The following is a 20,062-nucleotide window of genomic DNA, read 5'->3' as shown; positions in this document are numbered from 1 at the left end:
TGGGTGGTCATGTGCCGGTTGGGTGCTTTACGCTCGGTACCCTCGGCCAATCTTCGAACGAGTGGGGCCGCCATGGGTGCGAAAGAGCCGGAGATTGTTCCGCTGCACGCGGGTTTCGACGTCGTCTACCGAGGATTCCACCGCCGTCAGGTCATCGAGCACCTGGAGAACCTCGACGAGCAGCTCAAGTACACGACGCTGGACCGCGCCGAGGCGCTGGCCCAGGCGGCCGACCTGCGCAAGCTGCTGGAGATGACCAGGCAGGACCTGGACGAGGCCAGGACGCGCATCGAACGGCTGGAGATGTCGCCCAACACGACGTCCGGCGCGTCCGAACGCCTGCACCGGATGTTGACGCTGGCCGAGGACGAGGCGAACGAGCTGCGGGTGCGCGCCCGCAACGAGGTGACGGCGCTGCGCGAGCGCACCGAGGCCGAGTTGGCCGAGCGGCGGCGCCAGGTCGAGGAGGAGCTGACCGCCCGACGCGCGGAGGTCGACGAGCACGCGCACGAGCAGCGCGAGGCCGCCAACCGGCGGGCCGCCGAGCTGGAGCAGTGCGAGGTCGACCTGGAACGCCGCCGGGTCGAGGTGGAGGCGCACCTCAAGGCCCGTGCCGAGGAGGTCGAGGCCGAGTGCGTCGCGGCGGTGGCCGAGGCGGAGCAGGAGGGGGAGCGGCTGCTGCGGGAGGCGGCCGAGCGGTGCGCGCAGCTGGAGGCCGAGTCCGACGCCAAGCGCACCAAGGCGCAGAACTTCTTCGAGCTGACCATGAACAGGCGGCGCCACGAGGCCGAGCAGCACTTCGCCGAGCAGGAGGAGCTGGCCAAGGCGCGGGCCGCGTTCCTGATCAAGCTCGCCGCCCGGGAGGCGACCCGGCGCCTGGACGAGGTCCAGCGGCGGACCGACGAGCTGCGCGAACTGCGCCGCACGGTGGCCGACCAGCTCGCCTCGGCCAGGGGCGTGCTCGACTCGGCGGCGGACCAGGTGCCCGGCCTCATCCCGGAGCAGACCACCGCCGAGCAGGCGGAGGCCGAGCAGACCAGCGGCGACGACCAGCGGGTCGGCGCTTGACGCCGGCGCGGACCGCGGTCCCCGGGTCGCGGACCACGCCGGTCGGCGGACCGGGTCGGCGCCCGGTGCGGGAGTTGTCGATCCTGTGGGGCGCGCCGGTGGCCGCCGGCCCGCGAGTCGACGTGCGCGTCGGGTGAGGATGCGGTGATGTCCGGGGTGGCGGTCGTGTTCGGGTTGTGCGCCTTGTCGTTCGCGGCGGGCTGCGTGCTGACGGCCGTCATGCTCCGGCGGGACCAGCCACCCGAACCCGCGCCGCGGCCGGCCGCACCGACGTCGACGGTGCCGGAGTTCGAACCGCAGTTCCCGCCCGAGGACTACGTGACCAAGCCGATCCACCGCAACCCGGTGGTGGGCGTGCCGACGGAACTGCCGGCACGGGAACCCGCGCGGCCCAACCTGGTCCTGGTCGCGGATCCGCCGCCCGTGGCGGCGAAACCCGTTCGGCTCGACGAGGTGCGCCGCATGCACGTGGTTCGGGCCGAGGACGTGCCGCGGCCGGGAGCCGAGCCGACCGGAACGGCCGAACCGACCGGATCGACCGATGCCGTGGAACCCGCAGGCCCGGTGGAGGTCGCCGGCCCGGTGGAGGTCGCCGAAACCGCGAGCGGGGTCGCCGAACCAGCGCCCGGAACCGCCGAACCCGCGCCCGGGACCGCCGAACCCGCGGCCGTGTCGGAGATCGCCGAACCGGCCGGGACCGTGGAACCCGTTGATCCGGCCGGGGCCGGCGCGGAGTCCATTGCCGAAACCGTGGTCATCCAGGTCTCGGCGCAATCCGAACCCGTCCCGGGTCGGCAGGCATTCGGAGCGGCCCGCCGGGAGTCCGACCGGTAGGGACGGTAGCGGGCCGCTCGAACGTCAGCCGTGCTAGCGCTTGCGGAACTTGCGCAGCAGTTGTTGGGCCTTGGCCTTGTTGCGTGGATCGCGAGCCGCGTGCTTGACCTGCTCGGCGACCCGACGGCCCTGCGGACTGCGGGCGAACGCGGCGAGCTTGCTGAACAGATTTGCCATGTCCACCTCCTTCCCCAACCGGTCAACGCTCAAACACCGCACGAAGTTCCTAAACCGGCGAAACGGTCACGCCCACCGCGCCCGGACCGACGTGCGCGCCGATCGCGGAGCTGACCTGGGTCACCAGGAACCGCCGCACGTCGGGCAGCTTCGCGCGCAGCTGGTCGAGCACGGCCCTCGCGCGATCGGCCGCGTCGAAGTGCTCGACCGCGATGTCCACCGCGTCGCCGCCCGCGCGCTTGACCGCGATGTCGATCAGCCTGCGCAACGCCCGTTCCGCGCCGAGCACCTTGTCCAGCGGCGTGATCCGCCCGTCCTCCACGGTCAGCAGCGGCTTCATCGACAGCGCCGAGCCGAGCAGGGCGGTTGCCTTGCCGATCCGCCCACCCCGCTGGAGGTACTCCAACGTGTCCACGTAGATCAGCTCGGAGCTGCCGCGGACGATGTGCTGCGCGGCGGACAGCACGTGGTTCACGTCACCACCGGCGGCGGCCGCGGTGGCGGCGGCCACGACCGCGTACCCCAGGCTCATGCCGCACGTCCGCGTGTCGACCACGTGCACGGGCACCTGGACCTGCGCGGCGGCCCGCCGGGCCGCCTCCACGGTCTGCGACAGGTCGGTCGACACGTGCAGCGACACGATCGCGTCCGCGCCCGAGGTCACCGCGTCGGCGTAGGCCCAGAAGAACGCGCCGGGGTCGGGCGGCGCGGTGCTGACGTCGAGCTGCCCGCGCAGGGCGTCCACGAGCTTCGGCACGGGCACGCGGACCTCGTCGTCCACCCAGTCCCCGATGCGCACCTGGATCTGCGCGACGGTCACGCCGAGCTTTTCGGTCAACTGCGGCGGCAGGCACGCGGTGGAGTCCGTGACAATCGCTACTCGCCGGGGCATGCGATCGAACCTAGCCGAGTAGGGGGAAGGGCCGAGTAGGGGAAGGTCTGTGACGCCGCCGGCGCAACGCCCGACATTGTCCGAATGGCCTGCTCGTCCCAGTGAGCATCATCACCCGCCGCGGGTGCTTGCTGCGGTTTGCACCTCTGCTACCGGTGGGTAACATGCGGGTGGCCGACACCACCATGCCAATGCGGCGATGACATGGCAGGGTCACGAACAATCCGGCGACCGCAGGCAACTACCGTCGCCAACCCACGTCGCCGCCCGTCCGCAGGAGGTCGAAGAGGACCCATGAACATTGTCGTCCTGGTCAAGCAGGTGCCCGACACCTGGTCCGAGCGCAAGCTCGCCGACGCCGACCACACCCTCGACCGCGAGTCCGCGGACGCCGTGCTCGACGAGATCAACGAGCGCGCCGTGGAAGAGGCGCTGCTGCTCCAGGAGGCGCACGGCGGCGAGGTGACCGTCGTCGCGATGGGTCCCGACCGCGCGACCGACGCGATCCGCAAGGCGCTCTCCATGGGTGCGGACAAGGCCGTGCACGTCTCCGACGAGGCGCTGCACGGTTCCGACGCGCTCACCACCGCCAAGGTGCTGGCCAAGGCCATCGGCACCATCGAGGGCTTCGACCTCGTCATCGCGGGCAACGAGGCCACCGACGGCCGCGCGGGCGCGGTGCCCGCGATGCTGGCCGAGCTGCTGGGCCTGCCGCAGGTGACCCAGGTGCGCAAGCTCTCCGTCGAGGGCGGCACGGTCAAGGCCGAGCGGGAGACCGACGAGGGCGTCGCGCACCTGGAGGCGAGCCTGCCCGCCGTGGTCAGCGTGAACGAGAAGATCAACGAGCCGCGCTACCCGTCGTTCAAGGGCATCATGGCGGCCAAGAAGAAGCCGGTCAGCACGCTCACGGTCGCCGACCTGGGGCTGGACGCGGGCGAGGTGGGCCTCGGCGCCGCCTGGTCGCAGGTGCTGGAGTCGGCCCCGAAGCCGCCGCGCGGCGCGGGTCAGCGCGTCGAGGACTCGGGTGACGGTGGTTCGAAGATCGCCGCGTACCTGGTCGACCAGAAGCTCATCTGAAGGCGAGGAGAAGCATGTCTGAGGTACTCGTCCTCGTCGACCACGTCGACGGCGAGGTCAAGAAGGTCACCTATGAGCTTCTATCCGCCGCGCGCCGTCTCGGCGAGCCGGCCGCGGTGGTGGTCGGATCGCCCGGGACCGCGGGCAAGGTGAGGGAGTCGCTGGGCCGCTACGGCGCGGTGAAGGTGTACGCGGTGGAGTCCGAGGACGCCGCCAACCACCTGGTCACGCCGAAGGTGGACGCGCTCGCCACGATCGCGGGCACCGCCTCGCCCGCCGCCGTGCTGGTGTCGGCGACGTTGGAGGGCAAGGAGGTCGCGGGCCGGCTGGCCGTGCGGCTGGACTCCGGCCTGCTCTACGACGCCGTGGACCTCGACGGCGAGGGCGTCGCCACGCAGTCGATCTTCGGTGGCGCGTACGTGGTGAAGTCCAAGGTCACCAAGGGCGTGCCGGTCATCGCGGTGCGGCCCGGCGGCGTGGAGGCCTCCGAGTCGCCCGCCGACGCGGTCGAGCAGGCCGTGGAGCTGCCCGCCGCGAACCCGGCGCTGGTCACCAGGGTGACCGGTCGCGAGCCGATCGTCGGCGGCGACCGCCCCGAGCTGACCGAGGCGTCGGTCGTCGTGTCCGGTGGTCGTGGCGTGGGCAGCGCGGAGAGCTTCGAGGTCGTGGAGAAGCTGGCCGACAGCCTCGGCGCGGCCGTGGGCGCGTCCCGGGCCGCGGTGGACTCCGGCTACTACCCGCACCAGTTCCAGGTCGGCCAGACCGGCAAGACGGTCTCGCCGCAGCTGTACATCGCGCTGGGCATCTCGGGCGCGATCCAGCACCGGGCGGGCATGCAGACGTCCAAGACCATCGTCGCGGTCAACAAGGACCCGGAGGCGCCGATCTTCGAGATCGCCGACTTCGGTGTGGTCGGCGACCTGTTCGCGGTCGCACCGCAGCTGACCGACGAGGTCGGCAAGCGCAAGGGCTGACCTGCGGGTTCGTTCGAAAGTCCGGCCGAGGGCCGCTCCGCGACGCGCGGAGCGGCCCTCGTGCTGCCGGTGGCCTCACCGGCGCTTAACCGACCTGCCACTGAGGCGTCATCGGAACGACCTGCTCCCGGTCGCCAACCGGTCGGTAGACCAGAGCCATGACGCAGCCGCAACTGCTTGTCAGCACCGGTGACGCCGCTTCCGACGCGCCGCGCTACTCCCTGTTGGTCGCGCGTGACAGCGACGAGGTCGTGGCCGCGCAGCGGCTGCGGTACCAGGTGTTCGCCGCCGAGATGGGCGCCGTGCTGCACACACCCGTGCCGGGGCACGACGTCGACCGCTTCGACCGGTACTGCGACCACCTGGTGGTGCGCGACGACCGCACGGGCGACATCGTCGGCACCTACCGGATGCTGCCGCCGGAACGCGCCGCCGAGGCCGGTGGCCTGTACTCCGACGGCGAGTTCGACCTGTCCGCCCTGGACGCCCTGCGGCCGTCGCTGGTGGAGACCGGGCGGTCGTGCGTGCACCCCGACCACCGCAACGGTGCCGTGGTGTCGTTGGTGTGGGCCGGGATCGCCCGGTACATGCTGCTGTCCGGGCACTCGTGGCTGATCGGGTGCGCTTCGGTGCCGCTGCACGACGGCGGGTCGTTCGCGGCGGGCGTCTGGGACGTCGTCCAGGCCAAGCACCACGCGCCCGAGGAGTACCGCGTCACGCCGTGGACGCCGTGGGACGTCGATTCGGTCGGGCGGCCGGGCAAGACCGTGCTGCCGCCGCTGCTGAAGGGCTACCTGCGGCTGGGCGCGTGGGTGTGCGGGCGGCCCGCGCTGGACGCCGACTTCGGCGTGGCGGACCTGCCCGTGCTGCTCGGCATGGACCGGGTGGACCAGCGGTACCTGAAGTTCTTCCTGGGGGAGGCGGCGTGAAGCACGCGTGGATGCCCGTGTCGCCGTGCGGCGACGGGTGCGTGGACCACTCGACGGCGTCCGTCGGCGTGGTCCGGGTGGTGTGGCGGGTGGTGGCGGCGTCGGCGGTGATGCTGTCCGGGTTGCTGGTGGTCCTCGGCGTGCTGTGCGTGCGCGGGCGGGCTCGTTCGGTGCTGCTGCGGCGGTGGTTCCGGGCCCTGCTGGGGGCTTTCGGCGTGCGGCTGCGGGTGATCGGGCCGGTGTTCCAGGACAACCCGGGGCGCGGCGTGCTCGTGGTGTCCAACCACGTGTCCTGGTTGGACGAGCTGGCGATCGACGCGGTGCAGCCCATCCGGATGGTCGCCAAGCGGGACATCCGGGACTGGCCGGTGCTCGGCAGGCTGATCACCGCGGCCCGCACGGTGTACCTGGACCGGGAGCGGCTGTCGCTGCTGCCGGCCACGGTCGCCGAGCTGGCGACGGCGCTGCGCGACGGCGCGGCGGTCGGCATCCACGCGGAGGGGACGACGTGGTGCGGGGTGGCCTCCGGGCGCTACCGGCCGGCGCTGTTCCAGGCCGCGTTGGACGCGGGCGTGCCCGTCCGGCCCGTGGTGCTGCGGTACTCGCAGGACTCCTCGACGTCCACCCGGCCCGCGTTCGTGGGGTCCGACACGCTGGTCGACTCGATGCGGCGGGTCCTGCGCTCCCGCCGGCTGGTGGTGGAGGTGCACGTGCTGGACGAGATCGCGCCCGGCCGTGCGTCGACGCGCCGTGAGCTGGCGGCCCTCGCCCAACAGGAGGCCGAACGGGTCGTGCACGGGTCCGTGGAGGTGCCCGCGCAACGGGTGCACGCCCCGGCGCCGACCGCCCGGGTGGCGTGACCGCGGACCCCGGGACCGGCGTACCACGAGCACCGGTGGCCGGCCGCGTCATATTGCCTTGACCTCCACCACGGTGGAGGTTGAACCATTGACCTGTGACGACGACAGCCGAAACCCCCGCCAAGAGCAACCTGTGGACACCTGAACGGCGGGGCCCGACGGTCGGGATCATCCTGCTCGTCACGCTGCTCGCGTTCGAGAACATGGGTGTCAGCACGGCGATGCCGCGCATGGTCGCCGAGCTCGACGGCAACGAGCTGTACGCGTGGCCGTTCCTGGCCTTCCTCGCCGCGAGCGTGGTGGCCACCGTGCTGTCCGGACGGCTGAGCGACCTGCGCGGGCCGCGGCCGTCGCTGCTGATCGGACCGGCGCTGTTCCTGGTCGGCCTGATCGTCGCCGGACTGGCCCAGGACATGCCGCTGCTGCTCCTCGGCCGGGTGCTCCAGGGCATCGGCGGCGGCGCGCAGGTGGTCGCGGTCTACGTCCTGATCGGCCTGGTCTACCCCGAACGCGACCGGCCCGCGGTGTTCGGGCTGCTCGCGTCGGCGTGGGTGGTGCCGTCGCTGGTCGGACCGGCGCTGGCCGGGTGGCTGACCGAGACGCTGAGCTGGCGGTGGGTGTTCCTGGGGTTGGCGCCGTTCGTGCTGGTGGGCGTGCTGCTGCTGGTGCCCGTACTGCGCAACCTGCCGCCGCACACGCCCGACCAAAACACCCGGCGCGGGCTGCCGCTGGCGGCACTCGGCGCCGGCTTCGGTGTCGCGGCGCTGAGCTGGGCCGCCCAGCACCCCACCGGCGTCCACCTGCTGATCGGGCTGGCCGGGCTCCTGGCGCTGGCGCCCGCGTTGCGCGTGCTGCTGCCCAAGGGCACGCTCACCGCCCGGCGTGGCCTGCCGGTGACGATCCTGGCCCGCGCGCTGCTGGCCGGCTCGTTCTTCGCGGCCGAGGCGTTCATCCCGCTGACGCTGACCGCCGTGCACGGCTACTCGGCCATCGCCGCCGGCATCCCGCTCACGCTGAGCGCGCTGGGCTGGTCCAGCGCCGCCTGGTGGCAGTCGCGCAAACCGGACATCCCGCGCGAGAAGCTGGTGCGTTGGGGATTCGTGCTCAATGCCGCGGGTATCTCCGGAGTGACACTGATCGCACCGTCGTGGGGCCCGGCGTGGGCCACACCGATCCTGTGGGCGGTCGCCGGAGCGGGGATGGGGTTGGCCATGTCGAGCCTGAGCGTGCTCACGCTGGGCGCGTCGTCCGAGGTCGACCGCGGGTTCAACTCCTCCGCGCTGCAGATCAGCGACATGCTCGGCTCGGCGCTGCTGGTCGGTCTCGGCGGTGTGCTCGTCACCACGTTCGCCTCGGCCGCCGCGCCGACGGCCGCGGTGGTGCCGTTCGACCTGCTGATGGCGGGCGTCGCGGTGCTCGGTGCGGTGCTCGCCGGACGGCTGGGCCGGGCTACCCTGGAAAGCTGATGGCCTACTTCGACCACGCCGCCACGACCCCCATGCTCCCCGAGGCGATCGAGGCGATGACCAGGGCGTTGTCCACCACGGGCAACGCCTCGTCGTTGCACACCTCGGGACGGCGGGCGCGGCGGGCGGTCGAGGAGGCCAGGGAGGACATCGCGGACGCCCTCGGCGCGCGACCTTCCGAGGTCATCTTCACCAGCGGCGGCACCGAGAGCGACAACCTCGCGGTCAAGGGCGTCTACTGGTCCCGCCGCACGTCCCGGCGCCGGCGCGTGGTGGCGTCCTCGGTGGAGCACCACGCCGTGCTGGACGCCGTGCAGTGGCTGGCCGAGCACGAGGGCGCCGAGGTCACCTGGCTGGAACCGGACGGGCTGGGCCGCATCCGGCCCGAGGCGCTGCGCGACGTGCTGGACGACGACGTGGCCCTGGTCACCGCGATGTGGGCGAACAACGAGGTCGGCACGATCAACCCGGTGGCGGAGCTGGCCGCGCTGGCCGCCGGGCGCGCGGTGCCGTTCCACACCGACGCGGTGCAGGCCGTCGGCGCGGTGCCGGTCGACTTCACCGCCTCGGGCGCCTCGGCGCTGACCCTGACCGGGCACAAGCTCGGCGGGCCGTACGGGGTGGGCGTGCTGCTGCTGGGGCGTGACGTGGCGACGACGCCCGTGCTGCACGGCGGCGGGCAGGAGCGGGAAGTGCGGTCCGGCACGCTGGACGTGCCGTCGATCGTCGGCCTCGCCGCGGCGGTGCGGCACGCGGTGGACCACCAGGCGGAGACCGCCGCCTCGCTGGCCGCGCTGCGCGACGAGCTGGTGGCGACGGTGCGGCGGGTGGTGCCGGACGTGGCGGTGAACGGCGACCCGGTGCACCGGCTGCCCGGCAACGCGCACCTGACGTTCCCCGGCTGCGAGGGCGACAGCCTGCTGATGCTGCTGGACGCCAAGGGCGTCGAGTGCTCCACCGGCTCGGCCTGCACGGCGGGGGTGGCGCAGCCCAGCCACGTGTTGCTGGCCATGGGCGTCGACCCGGTGCTGGCCCGCGGGTCGCTGCGGTTCTCGCTCGGGCACACGTCCACGACGGCCGACGTGCGCGAACTGGCCGAGGTGATCGGCCCGGTGGTCGACCGCGCCCGCACGGCGGGCATCGCGGGGTTGAAGCGGCTTGCGGGCAAGGCGACGGCGGAGGTGTGAGGGGCATGCGGGTGCTGGCGGCGATGAGCGGCGGGGTCGATTCCGCCGTGGCTGCGGCGCGGGCGGTGGCGGCGGGTCACGAGGTGACCGGCGTGCACCTGGCGTTGTCGGCCAAGCCAGGCACGCTGCGCACGGGCGCGCGCGGCTGCTGCACCATCGAGGACGCCCGGGACGCGCGACGCGCGGCGGACGTGCTCGGCATCCCGTTCTACGTCTGGGACTTCGCGGAGCGGTTCACCGAGGAGGTCGTGGACGAGTTCGTGGCCGAGTACGCGGCCGGGCGCACGCCCAACCCGTGCCTGCGGTGCAACGAGAAGATCAAGTTCGAGGCGCTGCTGGACAAGGCGATCGCGCTCGGGTTCGACGCGGTGTGCACCGGCCACTACGCCCGACTGTCCACTGTGGACGGTGTGCTGGAGCTGCGCCGCTCGGCCGACGACGGCAAGGACCAGTCCTACGTGCTGGCGTCGTTGACCCGTGAGCAGCTGGCGCACGCGATGTTCCCGCTGGGCGACTCGACCAAGGCCCGGGTGCGCGTCGAGGCCGCCGAGCGCGGGCTCCAGGTCGCGGACAAGCCCGACAGCCACGACATCTGCTTCATCCCCGACGGCGACACCAGGGGCTTCCTCACCCGGCGGTTGGGTGAGCAGCCCGGCGTGCTGGTGGACGACGAGACCGGCGCCGTGCTCGGGCGGCACGTGGGCGTGCACGAGTTCACCGTCGGCCAGCGCAAGGGCCTGGGCATCGACGCGCCCGCGCCGGACGGGCGACCCCGGTACGTGCTGTCCCTGGAGCCCGTGAGCGGCACCGTGCGGGTCGGCGCGGCGGAGAAGCTGGCCGTCACGGAGATCGTCGCGCGGCGCCCTGTGACCAGGATCTCCTTCGACGGTCCGGTCGAGTGCGTGGCGCAGGTGCGCGCGCACGGGGGTCTCGCGCCTGCGGTGGCCGAAGTCGTCGACGGCGAGCTCCTGGTCCGCCTCCGTGAGCCGTTGAGCGGTGTCGCCCCTGGTCAGGCGGTCGCGGTGTACCGGGAGGACCCGGTGGCGGGCGATCTGGTGCTCGCCAGCGCCACGATCAGCACGACTCGTTGAGGTGCGGCTTGTGGTTTTGTCGGTGCCGCCTGCGACACTGCGTGCGTGCCGTATGACAACGCACGACGCCGGAGGTCGCTGGTGGACATCGGGATCCGGGTGAGGGTGCTCTCGAGCAAGCTCGACCACCCGTCCGCGCAACGTCTCGACGCGGAGCAGTTCGAGCGGCTGCGCGCGGAGGTCCGCACGCTGCGCTGGGTGGTCCGGGAACGGCTGCACCGGCCCGAGTGGGCCGACCTGATCGCCGAGGTCGAGGCCATGGTCGAACGGGTGGAGCGACTGGACCCCGCGCTCGCGCGCGAGGTCGAGGTGCCACCGCAGGCGCGGGTCTCGCCGGAGCAGGGCCCGCAGGTCTGGGTCACGCCGGAGCAGGGTTCGCAGGTCTGGGTCTCGCCGGAGCAAGGCCCGCAGGCCCGCGTGTCGGGCGCCGCCGACGGGGGCGGCGCGACCCGGACGAACGCGTTGTAGCCGCCTGAGGGGGTGGCCGGGGCGAGCACCGACACCGACGACGTCATCCCGCCCGTGCGGAGGCTACGGGCGGGATGACGAACGGGAACCCCGTCAGGGGGTCCAATCCGCGTTCGCGCCGCACAGCACCACGCAGGCCAGTTCACCCGGCACCCGCCCGTCCAGCCACGCGGCGAACGGCACGGCCGCCGCGGGCTCCACGGCCAGCCGGAACTCCTCCCACAGCCGGTCGCGCGCGGCCAGGACGTCGGCGTCCGACACCAGCACCGACGTCACCGGGTGCGTCCGCAGGATCCCGAACGGGACCGCGCCCACCCGGGTGGCGCCCAGCGCCGACGCGGCGACCGAGTCCACTTCGGCGTCGACGGGCTCGCCGGCGGCCAGCGCGTGGTGCAGGGCGCAGCACCGCTCCGGCTCCACCGCGACCGTGAGCCGACCCGAGGCCAGGGCCGTGCCCGCCGCCAGCCCGCCGCCGCCCACCGCGACCGCGATCGCGTCCACGTCCGGCGCGTCCTCGACCACCTCGGCCGCCACCGTGCCCTGACCTGCGATGACGGTCAGGTCGTCGTAGGCCTGCACGTAGAAGCCGGGCGTCTCCAGGGCCGCCAGCACCGCCTCCGCGTACGTGTCGCCGTGGCGGATCAGCTTGGCGCCCGCCGCCTCGATCCGCCGCACCTTGGCCTCCGGCGCGCTCACCGGCACGTACACCGTCGCGTGCAGCCCGAGCAGCTGAGCGGCCTTCGCCACGCCCAGGCCGTGGTTGCCACCGGACGCCGTGACCACTCGATCCGGTGAACCGGCGGCGACCAGGGTGTTCACCGCGCCGCGCAGCTTGAACGAGCCGGTGAGCTGGAGGTGCTCCAGCTTGAGCACGATCGGCCTGCCGTCCACCTCCGTGCGCCACAGCGGCGTGCGGCGGACGTGCGGGCGGATGCGGTCGGCGGCGGCGAGGACGTCGGGGGTCATGCACCCAGCATGCACTCAGCCGGCGAACCACCGGTAAACCCACACGACCAGCGTGACCGCGCCCACCACGAAGCACAGCAGCACGATCACCAGGCCGAGCAGCACCAACACGTTCGTGCGCCACGACGAGTCGCGGTCGTCGGCCACCGCCAACTCCGCCCGCAGTTGGGCGTTGGCCCCGGCCTGCAACGCCGCCAGCCGCTCCCGCGCGTTCGGGGTGGCCGCGCCCGCCTCGGCACCCACCCAGTTCATCGCCTCCAGCCGGGACAGGGGCGTGCGGTAGGCGCGTTCGAAGGCCGCCAGCTCGACCTCGTCGCGCACCTCGGACAGGTAGCTCCAGCGACCGGCCTGCGCCGCGTCGCCGAGCAGCCGGTACACCGACGCCAGCCGGTCACGCAGGTCCAACCGGTCGGGGTAGCTGGTGACCAGGCCCACCAGGCGCTGCCTCGCGCGCAGCACACTGGCCAGATCGCCGCGTTCGACCTCGTCGGCGGCCCTGCGGAGCGTCAGCTCGACCGGCATGACCCACATAGTCCCAGCCGCCGCAACCGTAGGATCTCCGGGTGATCGCGGTGTCGGTGGTGACCTTCGGCCTCGCCTGGTGGCTGGGCCTGTACCTGCTCATGCGCGATCCCCGCAAGCACCTGCTCCAGCGAGCCTCGATCGGGTTGCTCGCCTACGCGCTGGTGATCGTCCTCCCGCTGCCGCCGATGGCGTTGGCGGTGCCCGCGGTGGCGTGGACCGGGGTCGTGGTGTGCTGGCTGCCGGTGCGCTACGACCGGTGGTGGCGCTTCAGCGCGCTGCCGTTGCTGGCGGCGGCCTACTTCGCGCCCGCGGTGGTGCTGGTCCCGCTGGCCGCGGCGCTCGTGCTGTGCCTGCGGGTGCGGCGGGCGTTGCTGGGGGCGGCGACGATCCTGTTCGGGTTGAGCTGCGCGCTGCTGCTGCTCGACGTGCTGCCCGAACCGCTGGTGATCGCCTCGGCCGGGATCGACCTGCTGGTGTTCGGCGTGGTCGTGGCGGTGGCGGACGCGTTCGACGAGGGCGAGGCGATCCGGGCCGACATGGTGCGCTCGCTGCTCACGTCGGCCGGGCTGGCGGCGGTGTTCGGCGGGCAGGTGGCGTTGTTCCTCGACGACCGGCTGGTGCCGCTGCTGTACGGCACGGTGGCCGCCGCGATCGCGGTGCAGGTGCTGGCCAACCCGCTGGCGCTGCTGGTGGACAGGGTGGCGGTGCCGGACGTGGCGCTGGAACGGGCCGAGCTGCGTGACGCCGCCGAGGCGCTGCCCCGCCGTGCTCCGCTCGACCCGGGTGAGTTCGTGAAGCTGACCAGGCGTGCGTTGAGCCATTACGGCGACCTGGGCAAGTTGGTCGCCAGCCCGTTGACGGAATTGCCGGTGATCGACGCCCGACTGGCCGCGCGCGGCGCGTCGGACCAACCGCTGGAACGTGCGGCCGAGTTGAAGTCGTTGTTGTTGGAGAGCATCTGCCGGCTCAAACCGAAGGACGGGGATTTCGGCACCAGCGACGAATGGCGCCACTACAACGCGCTGTACTTCTACTACGTGGCGGGCATCCGGCCGTACAGCAGGCGCACCAAGCGCGAGGACCTCGACCCGACGGCGCGGCGGGCGCTGGCGTGGTTCGTCAACCAGGTGCCGGAGCGGACGCTGCACAACTGGCAGAACGCGGGGGCGAGGTTGGTGGCCGAGGACTTGTCCTCGCAGGTCGAGGCGTTGTGACTGGCAGGCGTTGGCAGTGTTCGGCATACCGCCGGCAGTACGACCGGCCCTAGCTTTCGAGCCATGACGACAACCCAGGTTCGCAATGACGGTCTCCTCCGCTTCGCCCTCAAGCTCGACGGTGTCGCCTCGGGCGGATTGGGCCTACTGGCCCTCCTGTTCGACCTGCCCACCGGATTGCCCCGCGGTCTCGTGATCGGGCTCGGCGCATTCCTCGTCGCCTACGGCATGGGTGTTTTCGTGCTCGGCACCCGACCCGTTCGCGCGTTGGTCGCGGTCGTGATCATCGGCAATTCGGTGTGGGTGCTGGACAGCTTCCTCACCGCGTTCGCCGGGTGGTTCCCGGTGACCGGCCTGGGTGTTCTCCTGATCGTCGCCCAGGCGGTCGCGGTGCTGGGTTTCATCACCCTCCAGGTGCTGGGTCTGCGCCGTTCGGCCTGAGGGTCCGGCTGCGGCCGCGGAACTCGGCCACCACCTGGTCGCCCCGGCGCACGGTGATGTCGTAGATCCCGCTGCGCCCGAACCGCACCCGTTCCGCCGCCTCGGCCACCAACTCGTCCCCCTCGTGCACGGGGGCGATGAAGTCGATCTCCGCCTGCGCCGCCACGGTCACCGAGCCGTGGCGGTTGCACGCGCAGGCGAAGGCCGTGTCGGCGAGCAGGAACACGTACCCGCCGTGCCCGATGCCGTGCCCGTTGACCATCTGCCGGGTGACGGTCATGGCGAGCGTGGCGGTGCCATCACCGAGTTCGAGCGCCCGGATGCCGAGCGCGGCCGACGCGGCGTCGTTGGCGAGCATCTCCGCGGGTCCGTTCATCCCTGCACCTTATGGTTCGCCGGTGCCGGACATCATCCGTGCGATCGGCCTGTTCGCGGTGACGAACGTGGACGACATCGTGCTGCCGGCGTTGTTCTTCGCGCAGGGCGTGCCCGCGTGGCGCGTCGTGCTCGGCCAGTACCTCGGCTTCGCCGGGATCCTGGCCGTCGCCGTCACCGCCGCCCTGGATGCCACCCTGCTGCCCCCGTCGGTGCTCCCGTGGCTCGGCCTCCTGCCGCCGGCACTGGGCGTGAAGGCCGGTTGGCGGGCGTGGCGCGGCGGAGAGGACTCCGCACCCGCGGCTTCCGGGGCGCTCGGCGTGGCGGCCGTGACGTTCGCCAACGGCGGCGACAACATCGGCGTCTACGTCCCCGTCTTCGCCACCACCGGTTTCACCGACTACGTGATCGTCTTCCTGCTGCTGGTGGCAGTGTGGTGCGCGGCGGGCCGCTTCTTCGCGACCCGCCCCGTCATCGCCCGCGCCCTGAGCCGCCGGGGTCACGTGGTGCTGCCGGTCGTGCTGATCGTCATCGGTGTGCTGATCCTGGTAGGAGGGTGAGTGGTCCGTCGCTGATCCACTCGCGTGACACGGTGGTCGTGCGGACGATGAGCGCGGGATGCCACGTTCCCGCTCTTCGCCACAGCCGGGCGTAAGTCGGTCGGGCCGTCCGACGCCCATGTTCGGCGGCCGCAGGGAGATGTCCTTAACGCACGTAGATGTCGTTGCCGACGAAGCATGTCACCGAAGCCACGCGCGCCGCAGCAGGCAAGGTCGGTGCTGACGTGCGCCGCCCAGATGGTGATGTCGACCTGATGAGCATGCGCCGTGCCTGTACGCACTCCATTTGTTTGTGATGAATGTAATGGGCAGGAGTGATCCCCGGACACCGTCGATGTCGGTCGTCCGACCTAGGCGACAAGCCCGGTCGGACACTGCTCGCGTCGTCGTCGGTATAGTCCCCGCCGGAAGACATTCGACTAGTGATCCCGAGGATCTGAATGCCCGACCAGGGGAAAGTCGCCTTCGTTGCGATGAAATTCGCGAAAGATCCATGGAACGATCCCGCCTACACGGTGATCAGCGAGGTTCTTCGCGAGAGCGGCTACCGAGTCATTCGCGGCGATGAAGTCCAGTCCTCGGGAGCAGTGGTCGACGAAGTGCTCATGCTTCTTCGAACCGCCGACTGCGTCGTGTTCGACACCACTGGTGATTCGAGCAATGTGGCCTACGAGCTCGGATTCTGTCACGGTGTCGGACGGCAGGACAAATCTTTGATCTTGCTCCGGAGGAAGGGTGATCCTCTTCCGTTCAACTATCAGCACTATCGTCACCACCTGTACGGAGACCTCAAGCACCTACGTCGAGTCCTCCGATATCGGTTGAGCGTGTCCACGCCGTTGACTGACGATCAGCTCGGATATGTCTTCACCATGGAGCTGCCTGATCGCTCAATCGGCTTTTATGGCCCAGACGTGGTGGATTCGATGCTGGTGGCCCTGCGCGACTGCAATTTCACGGGTCGCTGCGAGTACTACGCCGTAGACCACTTCACGCAACCGCGACTGTACAGTGTGGGATTGGGGCTGAAGCTCGAGGGTCGAGCCAAGTTGAACGGGGCGTACTGGAAGCGGATCTCGGAATCGTTCGCCAGGGAACTCTCGAAGCGGAACAAAGATTTGGCTTTTCAGCCTTCTCTGTCCGAACTGGCTGAAATGCGAGCTTTTCGGCAGACTTTCATAGCGTGCGGTGTGGCCGAGTTCAGCGAGGGCAAGCCCACGCGACTGCTGAACGCAGAGGAGGTTGACTCGGCATTCGGAGGTGCGATCCTCGAGCGGCTGGGGTATTACGAATAAATTCACGGAACCGTCTGGATGGTGCTGGCCGCTCGGAACGTGTCGCTCAAGGGATTGGTCGTTCATCCAGATGAGGCCGGTCGGGGCGCGCCGCAGACGTACACCCATCTCCTGCCGTCGAGCTACGGGCGTGCTCGGTCGGCGGTCGATCGGGTGTTCCGGCCCCGGCGTGAACCCCGGACGGCCTGACGACGGCCTGGCAAGATCAACCGTCATCGTTTGTGCAGGTCAGGCTGTGAATCCTTTGAAGATGTTCGTGAACTCGTACTGGGTCTGGCTGATGCTGCTGCACGTCGGTGAAATGCCGCCGCCCGGGCAGCCGCCGTTGTCCCGGCCCACCGACCAGAAGCCCAGCAGGCCGATGCGGTTCGTGTTCGCCCAGGCCACGAGCTTGCGCGCGTGAGCCTGGGTGAAGACCTTGCCGTTGAAGTTGCGGCCGATCATCGGGGTGACGCCGAGCAGCCGCTTCAGCTCCGCGTCCGACTTGGCGGGCCAGATCTGCTTCATCTGCCGCAGGCTGCTCTCGGCCGCGGCGATGACGGCGTCTCCCCAGTCCGGGCGCGAGGAGCCGAACTCCATGGTCATGGGGTTCACCAGGACGGTCAGGCCCTTGGCCGCCGCGTTCTGCAGGATCTGCACCGAGTACGGGTCCATGCCGTAGTCGTCGCCCTGCACGCGCATCGTGTAGCTGATCGACGTGCCGCGTTCGGTCTGCAGGCGCTTCAACGCCGTGTTCACCATGTCGTGCGGGATGGCGGCCTCGACGTCCACGTCCAGGTGGTTGCTGCCGACGGCGTCGAGCACCTTCTTGTACGCCGCCAGCAACGCGTCGGCGGTGGCGCACGAGTACTCCAGGTACGGCCCGGCGGCGCCGCCGGTCGCCACGATCACGTCACCGCCCAACGCCTTGAGCGCACGCACGTCGTTGATGATCCGGCTGTCCTGCAACGGGATCGTGCCGCCCCACGACGGGTTGCAGCCGCTGCTGTCCGCCAGCGCGAAGGCGAGCGTGAACACCTTCTGGCCGGTGGCACGGGCGACCGACTCCAGCGATGGCGTCGGCATGGTGATGTCCACGTACGGCGCGGACTTCAGGCTGCCCGGTAGAGGTGGCTGAGTCGAGGTCGAGGTCGAGGTCGAGGTGGTTGTGGTCGTGCTCGTGGTGGTCGTCGTGCTCGTGCCACCGGTGCAAGGTTGGCCGTTGAGCTTGCAGTTGGCGGGCAGACCGGTGCCGTTGACCAGGAACCCGAACGATGTGGACGCGCCGGCCGCGAGGCTGCCGTTGTACTCACGGTTGGTGAACGTGTGGTGCGCGCCGCTGCTGGTGAGCGTGGCGTCCCAGTACGAACCGGGCGTGCTGCCAGGCGGAAGGTCGAGCTCGACCTTCCACCCGGACACCGCGCCGGACCCGGCCGTGACGGTGAACTTGCCCTGGTAGCCCGAGCTCCACGCGGAGTCCTGGGTGAAGACCGCCGTCGGGGTCGGCGCGGCGCCCGCGGGGGCGGCCAGCAGCAGACCGGCGGTGACGACCGCGGTGACGCCTGCCGCCAGCGCGGCCAGGCCTTTGCGCTTGAGGGACATCGGTACTCCCGTGCAGGGGGACGGGGTGGGAGTGGTGCGGGAGCGCGGGGCGCGGCACGCCCCCACACCACGTCGTGGCGGTGCCCTCGACCACTGTCGGCACCGACAAGGTGACCGTAGGTGGACTGGACCACGTCGTCAATGGGTCTAGACCTTTTCGGTCCCGAACGGCCGATCGGCGGTGGTGGGACACTGTCCGGGTGGATGCCCTCCCTTGGTCCGCCGGCGCCGCAACCGGCATCGGCTCGCTACCCGGAACCGACCCGCTGGAGGCCGCCAGGATCGTTCTCGGCGAACTCCCAGACCTGCCCCACCTGCCCGAACTCCCCGCACGGGGTGTCGGCGCGGACATGATCGGCCGCACCGCCGCGCTCCTGGTCGACCTGCCGGTCGAGGTGGTCCCGTCCGGCTACCGGACCGCCGCGCACCCCGGTCGCGACCACCGGCGGGCGGTGGACCTGATGCGCCGCGACCTGGACGCGTTCGAGGAGGTCGCCGAGCCCGCGCCGCCGCCGGTGGTCAAGGTGCAGGCCGCCGGGCCGTGGACGCTCACCGCGAGCGTCGAACTGCTGCGCGGCCACCGCGTGCTCACCGACAAGGGCGCGCTGCGCGAGTTCACCCAGTCCCTGGTGGAAGGGCTCAACCGGCACGTCGCCGAGGTCGCCAAGCGCACCGGCGCGAAGGTCGTCGTGCAGCTGGACGAACCGGCGCTGCCCGCCGTGCTCAGGGGGTTGCTGCCCACGCCGTCCAAGCTCGGCACGGTCGCCGCCGTCCCCGAGCCGGACGCGCGCGCCCTGCTCCAGACCGTGATCGACGCCGTGGACGCCGACGTGGTCGTCCACTGCTGCGCTCCTCGGCCGCCCATCACGTTGATCCGCCAGGCGGGCGCGCGGGCCGTCTCGTTCGACCTCACGGTTCTGGACGAGACGATGTGGGACGAGATCGGCGAGGCGTGGGAGGAGAAGACCCAGCTGTTCCTCGGCCTCGCGCCGAGCACCGACCCCACCACCCGGCAGGCGCAGCGGACGCCGCAGCAGGCCAGGCAGGCGCTCAAGTCGTTGGCCCAGCCAGCGTTGGACCTGGTGGACCGGCTCGGTTTCCCGCGTTCGATCCTCGGCACGCACGCCGTGCCGACGCCGACGTGCGGCATGGCGGGCGCGAGCGACGAGTGGGTGCGGCGGGCGCTGGCGCTGGTCCGCGACGCCGGCAAGGCGTTCGTGGAACCGCCCGAGGACTGGTGACCCGACGGTCACCTACCGCGCAATCGCTTGCGCCACACCCTTCCCTCACCCGACCGCTCGCGAGTCGAACACTCAAGTCCCGCGAGTCGAACACTCAAGTCCCGCGTGTCCTACGTTCGCGTCCCGCGTGTCCTACGTTCGCGTCCCGCGTGTCCTACGTTCGCGTCCCGCGTGTCCTACGTTCAGAACACCCGAGTTCAACACTCAGAACAAGCCTCGCCGTCCTGAGCGTTGAACTCGGGGTGCCTGAACGTAGGACACGCGCGTTCTGAACGTAGGACACGCGGGACCTGAAGGTTCGACTCGCGCGGTTCGAGGTGGGCGCTTGGGGTCAGAGGGTGGTGAAGGGGGTGGCGTAGGTGAAGGGGCCGGTGAGGGTAGGGGTGTAGGTGGAGAGGGTGCGGGCCTGGAAGTACGGGGTCCAGTCGGGGTCGGGCGGGGTGATGCCGTAGGTCGACGCCGGCACGAAGCCGAAGCGGGAGTAGTAGGCCGGGTCGCCCAGGAGGATCACCAACGGTTCGTCGAGGGCGTCCGCCGCGCCCAGCACGGTGTGCATCAGGGCCTTGCCCACGCCCGAACGCTGGCGTGACGGCAGCACGCTGAGAGGGCCCAGGCCGAGGGCCGGCGACTCACCAACCCGCCCGCGGGTGCACACGACGTGCCCGACCACCGCACCCCCCACCTCGGCGACCAGGGACAGCGCGGGGATCCACCCGGCGTCGGCCCGCAGCTCGCCCACCAGGCGCGCCTCGCCACCGGGTCTCGCCGCGAACGCGGCCTCGGTCACGTCGTGGATGGCCTGGACGTCGGCGGCGGTCTCGCGTCGGATCAGCACGACCCG

General features: G+C 71.2%; 22 protein-coding genes. 15 read left to right on the top strand and 7 right to left on the bottom strand.

The features are described 5' to 3' along the window. Positions 1-72: 72 nt before the first annotated feature. Complete coding sequence (locus AB0K14_RS16725) at positions 73-1,068, top strand: hypothetical protein (protein WP_360446966.1); 996 nt, start codon at positions 73-75, stop codon at positions 1,066-1,068. Between the two features lie 147 nt (positions 1,069-1,215). Continuing rightward, positions 1,216-1,902: a hypothetical protein gene (locus tag AB0K14_RS16720; protein ID WP_360446968.1), complete on the top strand. Its 687-nt coding sequence runs from the start codon at positions 1,216-1,218 to the stop codon at positions 1,900-1,902. 33 nt (positions 1,903-1,935) lie between these two features. Here the strand turns inward: AB0K14_RS16720 and AB0K14_RS16715 are convergent, their stop codons facing one another. Then, positions 1,936-2,079 carry a hypothetical protein gene (locus AB0K14_RS16715; protein ID WP_360446970.1) on the bottom strand — a complete coding sequence of 48 codons (144 nt, stop codon included), beginning with the start codon at positions 2,077-2,079 and terminating at the stop codon, positions 1,936-1,938. Between the two features lie 49 nt (positions 2,080-2,128). After that, positions 2,129-2,971 (bottom strand): DegV family protein, encoded by an 843-nt coding sequence (locus AB0K14_RS16710; RefSeq protein WP_360446972.1) that lies wholly within the window; start codon positions 2,969-2,971, stop codon positions 2,129-2,131. A 294-nt stretch (positions 2,972-3,265) separates the two neighbouring features. On the opposite strand from AB0K14_RS16710, the gene AB0K14_RS16705 reads away from it, so the two are divergent. The 8 genes from AB0K14_RS16705 to AB0K14_RS16670 all read left to right on the top strand — a co-directional run bounded on the left by AB0K14_RS16705 (position 3,266) and on the right by AB0K14_RS16670 (position 11,023). Then, positions 3,266-4,048, top strand: coding sequence for an electron transfer flavoprotein subunit beta/FixA family protein (locus tag AB0K14_RS16705; RefSeq protein ID WP_360446974.1), 783 nt, complete (start codon positions 3,266-3,268; stop codon positions 4,046-4,048). Positions 4,049-4,062: 14 nt separating this feature from the next. Beyond that, positions 4,063-5,022: an electron transfer flavoprotein subunit alpha/FixB family protein gene (locus AB0K14_RS16700; protein ID WP_360446975.1), complete on the top strand. Its 960-nt coding sequence runs from the start codon at positions 4,063-4,065 to the stop codon at positions 5,020-5,022. 158 nt (positions 5,023-5,180) lie between these two features. Beyond that, positions 5,181-5,951 carry a GNAT family N-acyltransferase gene (locus AB0K14_RS16695; RefSeq protein WP_360446977.1) on the top strand — a complete coding sequence of 257 codons (771 nt, stop codon included), beginning with the start codon at positions 5,181-5,183 and terminating at the stop codon, positions 5,949-5,951. Continuing rightward, positions 5,948-6,811 (top strand): lysophospholipid acyltransferase family protein, encoded by an 864-nt coding sequence (locus AB0K14_RS16690; RefSeq protein WP_360446979.1) that lies wholly within the window; start codon positions 5,948-5,950, stop codon positions 6,809-6,811. The genes AB0K14_RS16695 and AB0K14_RS16690 overlap by 4 nt, the downstream gene beginning before the upstream one ends. Positions 6,812-6,906: 95 nt before the next feature. Further along, entirely contained in the window at positions 6,907-8,277 is a 1,371-nt protein-coding gene (locus AB0K14_RS16685) for an MFS transporter (protein WP_360446981.1), read from the top strand. Further along, on the top strand, positions 8,277-9,464 hold the full coding sequence (locus tag AB0K14_RS16680) for a cysteine desulfurase family protein (protein ID WP_360446983.1): 1,188 nt from the start codon (positions 8,277-8,279) through the stop codon (positions 9,462-9,464). The genes AB0K14_RS16685 and AB0K14_RS16680 overlap by 1 nt, the downstream gene beginning before the upstream one ends. A gap of 5 nt (positions 9,465-9,469) precedes the next feature. Next, the gene (gene mnmA, locus AB0K14_RS16675; protein WP_360446985.1) at positions 9,470-10,555 is read left to right on the top strand and encodes a tRNA 2-thiouridine(34) synthase MnmA; all 1,086 of its coding nucleotides are present in this window, start codon (positions 9,470-9,472) and stop codon (positions 10,553-10,555) included. Between the two features lie 45 nt (positions 10,556-10,600). Further along, positions 10,601-11,023 (top strand): hypothetical protein, encoded by a 423-nt coding sequence (locus AB0K14_RS16670; RefSeq protein ID WP_360446987.1) that lies wholly within the window; start codon positions 10,601-10,603, stop codon positions 11,021-11,023. Positions 11,024-11,116: 93 nt separating this feature from the next. Here AB0K14_RS16670 and AB0K14_RS16665 read toward each other — a convergent pair whose 3' ends face one another. After that, complete coding sequence (locus AB0K14_RS16665) at positions 11,117-11,989, bottom strand: serine/threonine dehydratase (protein WP_360446989.1); 873 nt, start codon at positions 11,987-11,989, stop codon at positions 11,117-11,119. Positions 11,990-12,004: 15 nt separating this feature from the next. Beyond that, complete coding sequence (locus tag AB0K14_RS16660) at positions 12,005-12,511, bottom strand: DUF6584 family protein (protein WP_360446991.1); 507 nt, start codon at positions 12,509-12,511, stop codon at positions 12,005-12,007. A 41-nt stretch (positions 12,512-12,552) separates the two neighbouring features. Between AB0K14_RS16660 and AB0K14_RS16655 the strand changes: the two genes are divergently transcribed. Further along, complete coding sequence (locus tag AB0K14_RS16655; protein ID WP_360446993.1) at positions 12,553-13,728, top strand: hypothetical protein; 1,176 nt, start codon at positions 12,553-12,555, stop codon at positions 13,726-13,728. 63 nt (positions 13,729-13,791) lie between these two features. Continuing rightward, entirely contained in the window at positions 13,792-14,169 is a 378-nt protein-coding gene (locus AB0K14_RS16650; protein ID WP_360446995.1) for a hypothetical protein, read from the top strand. Here the strand turns inward: AB0K14_RS16650 and paaI are convergent. Continuing rightward, entirely contained in the window at positions 14,132-14,545 is a 414-nt protein-coding gene (paaI, locus tag AB0K14_RS16645; RefSeq protein WP_360446997.1) for a hydroxyphenylacetyl-CoA thioesterase PaaI, read from the bottom strand. The two genes, AB0K14_RS16650 and paaI, sit on opposite strands and share 38 nt — an antisense overlap. A gap of 22 nt (positions 14,546-14,567) precedes the next feature. On the opposite strand from paaI, the gene AB0K14_RS16640 reads away from it, so the two are divergent. Together AB0K14_RS16640 and AB0K14_RS16635 are read left to right on the top strand one after the other, a co-directional pair. After that, complete coding sequence (locus AB0K14_RS16640) at positions 14,568-15,104, top strand: cadmium resistance transporter (RefSeq protein WP_360446999.1); 537 nt, start codon at positions 14,568-14,570, stop codon at positions 15,102-15,104. Positions 15,105-15,544: 440 nt separating this feature from the next. Further along, complete coding sequence (locus AB0K14_RS16635) at positions 15,545-16,399, top strand: hypothetical protein (RefSeq protein WP_360447001.1); 855 nt, start codon at positions 15,545-15,547, stop codon at positions 16,397-16,399. Between the two features lie 228 nt (positions 16,400-16,627). On the opposite strand, the gene AB0K14_RS16630 is transcribed toward AB0K14_RS16635, so the two are convergent. After that, positions 16,628-17,980: a cellulose binding domain-containing protein gene (locus AB0K14_RS16630; RefSeq protein ID WP_360447003.1), complete on the bottom strand. Its 1,353-nt coding sequence runs from the start codon at positions 17,978-17,980 to the stop codon at positions 16,628-16,630. A gap of 200 nt (positions 17,981-18,180) precedes the next feature. On the opposite strand from AB0K14_RS16630, the gene AB0K14_RS16625 reads away from it, so the two are divergent. Further along, positions 18,181-19,221: a methionine synthase gene (locus AB0K14_RS16625; RefSeq protein ID WP_360447005.1), complete on the top strand. Its 1,041-nt coding sequence runs from the start codon at positions 18,181-18,183 to the stop codon at positions 19,219-19,221. 331 nt (positions 19,222-19,552) lie between these two features. Here the strand turns inward: AB0K14_RS16625 and AB0K14_RS16620 are convergent, their stop codons facing one another. Further along, positions 19,553-20,056, bottom strand: coding sequence for an N-acetyltransferase (locus AB0K14_RS16620; protein ID WP_360447007.1), 504 nt, complete (start codon positions 20,054-20,056; stop codon positions 19,553-19,555). Positions 20,057-20,062: the final 6 nt, after the last annotated feature.

The organism is Actinosynnema sp. NPDC050801 (assembly GCF_040673975.1).
Lineage (GTDB): Bacteria > Actinomycetota > Actinomycetes > Mycobacteriales > Pseudonocardiaceae > Actinosynnema.
This window is presented reverse-complemented; position numbering and strand designations above follow the sequence as displayed.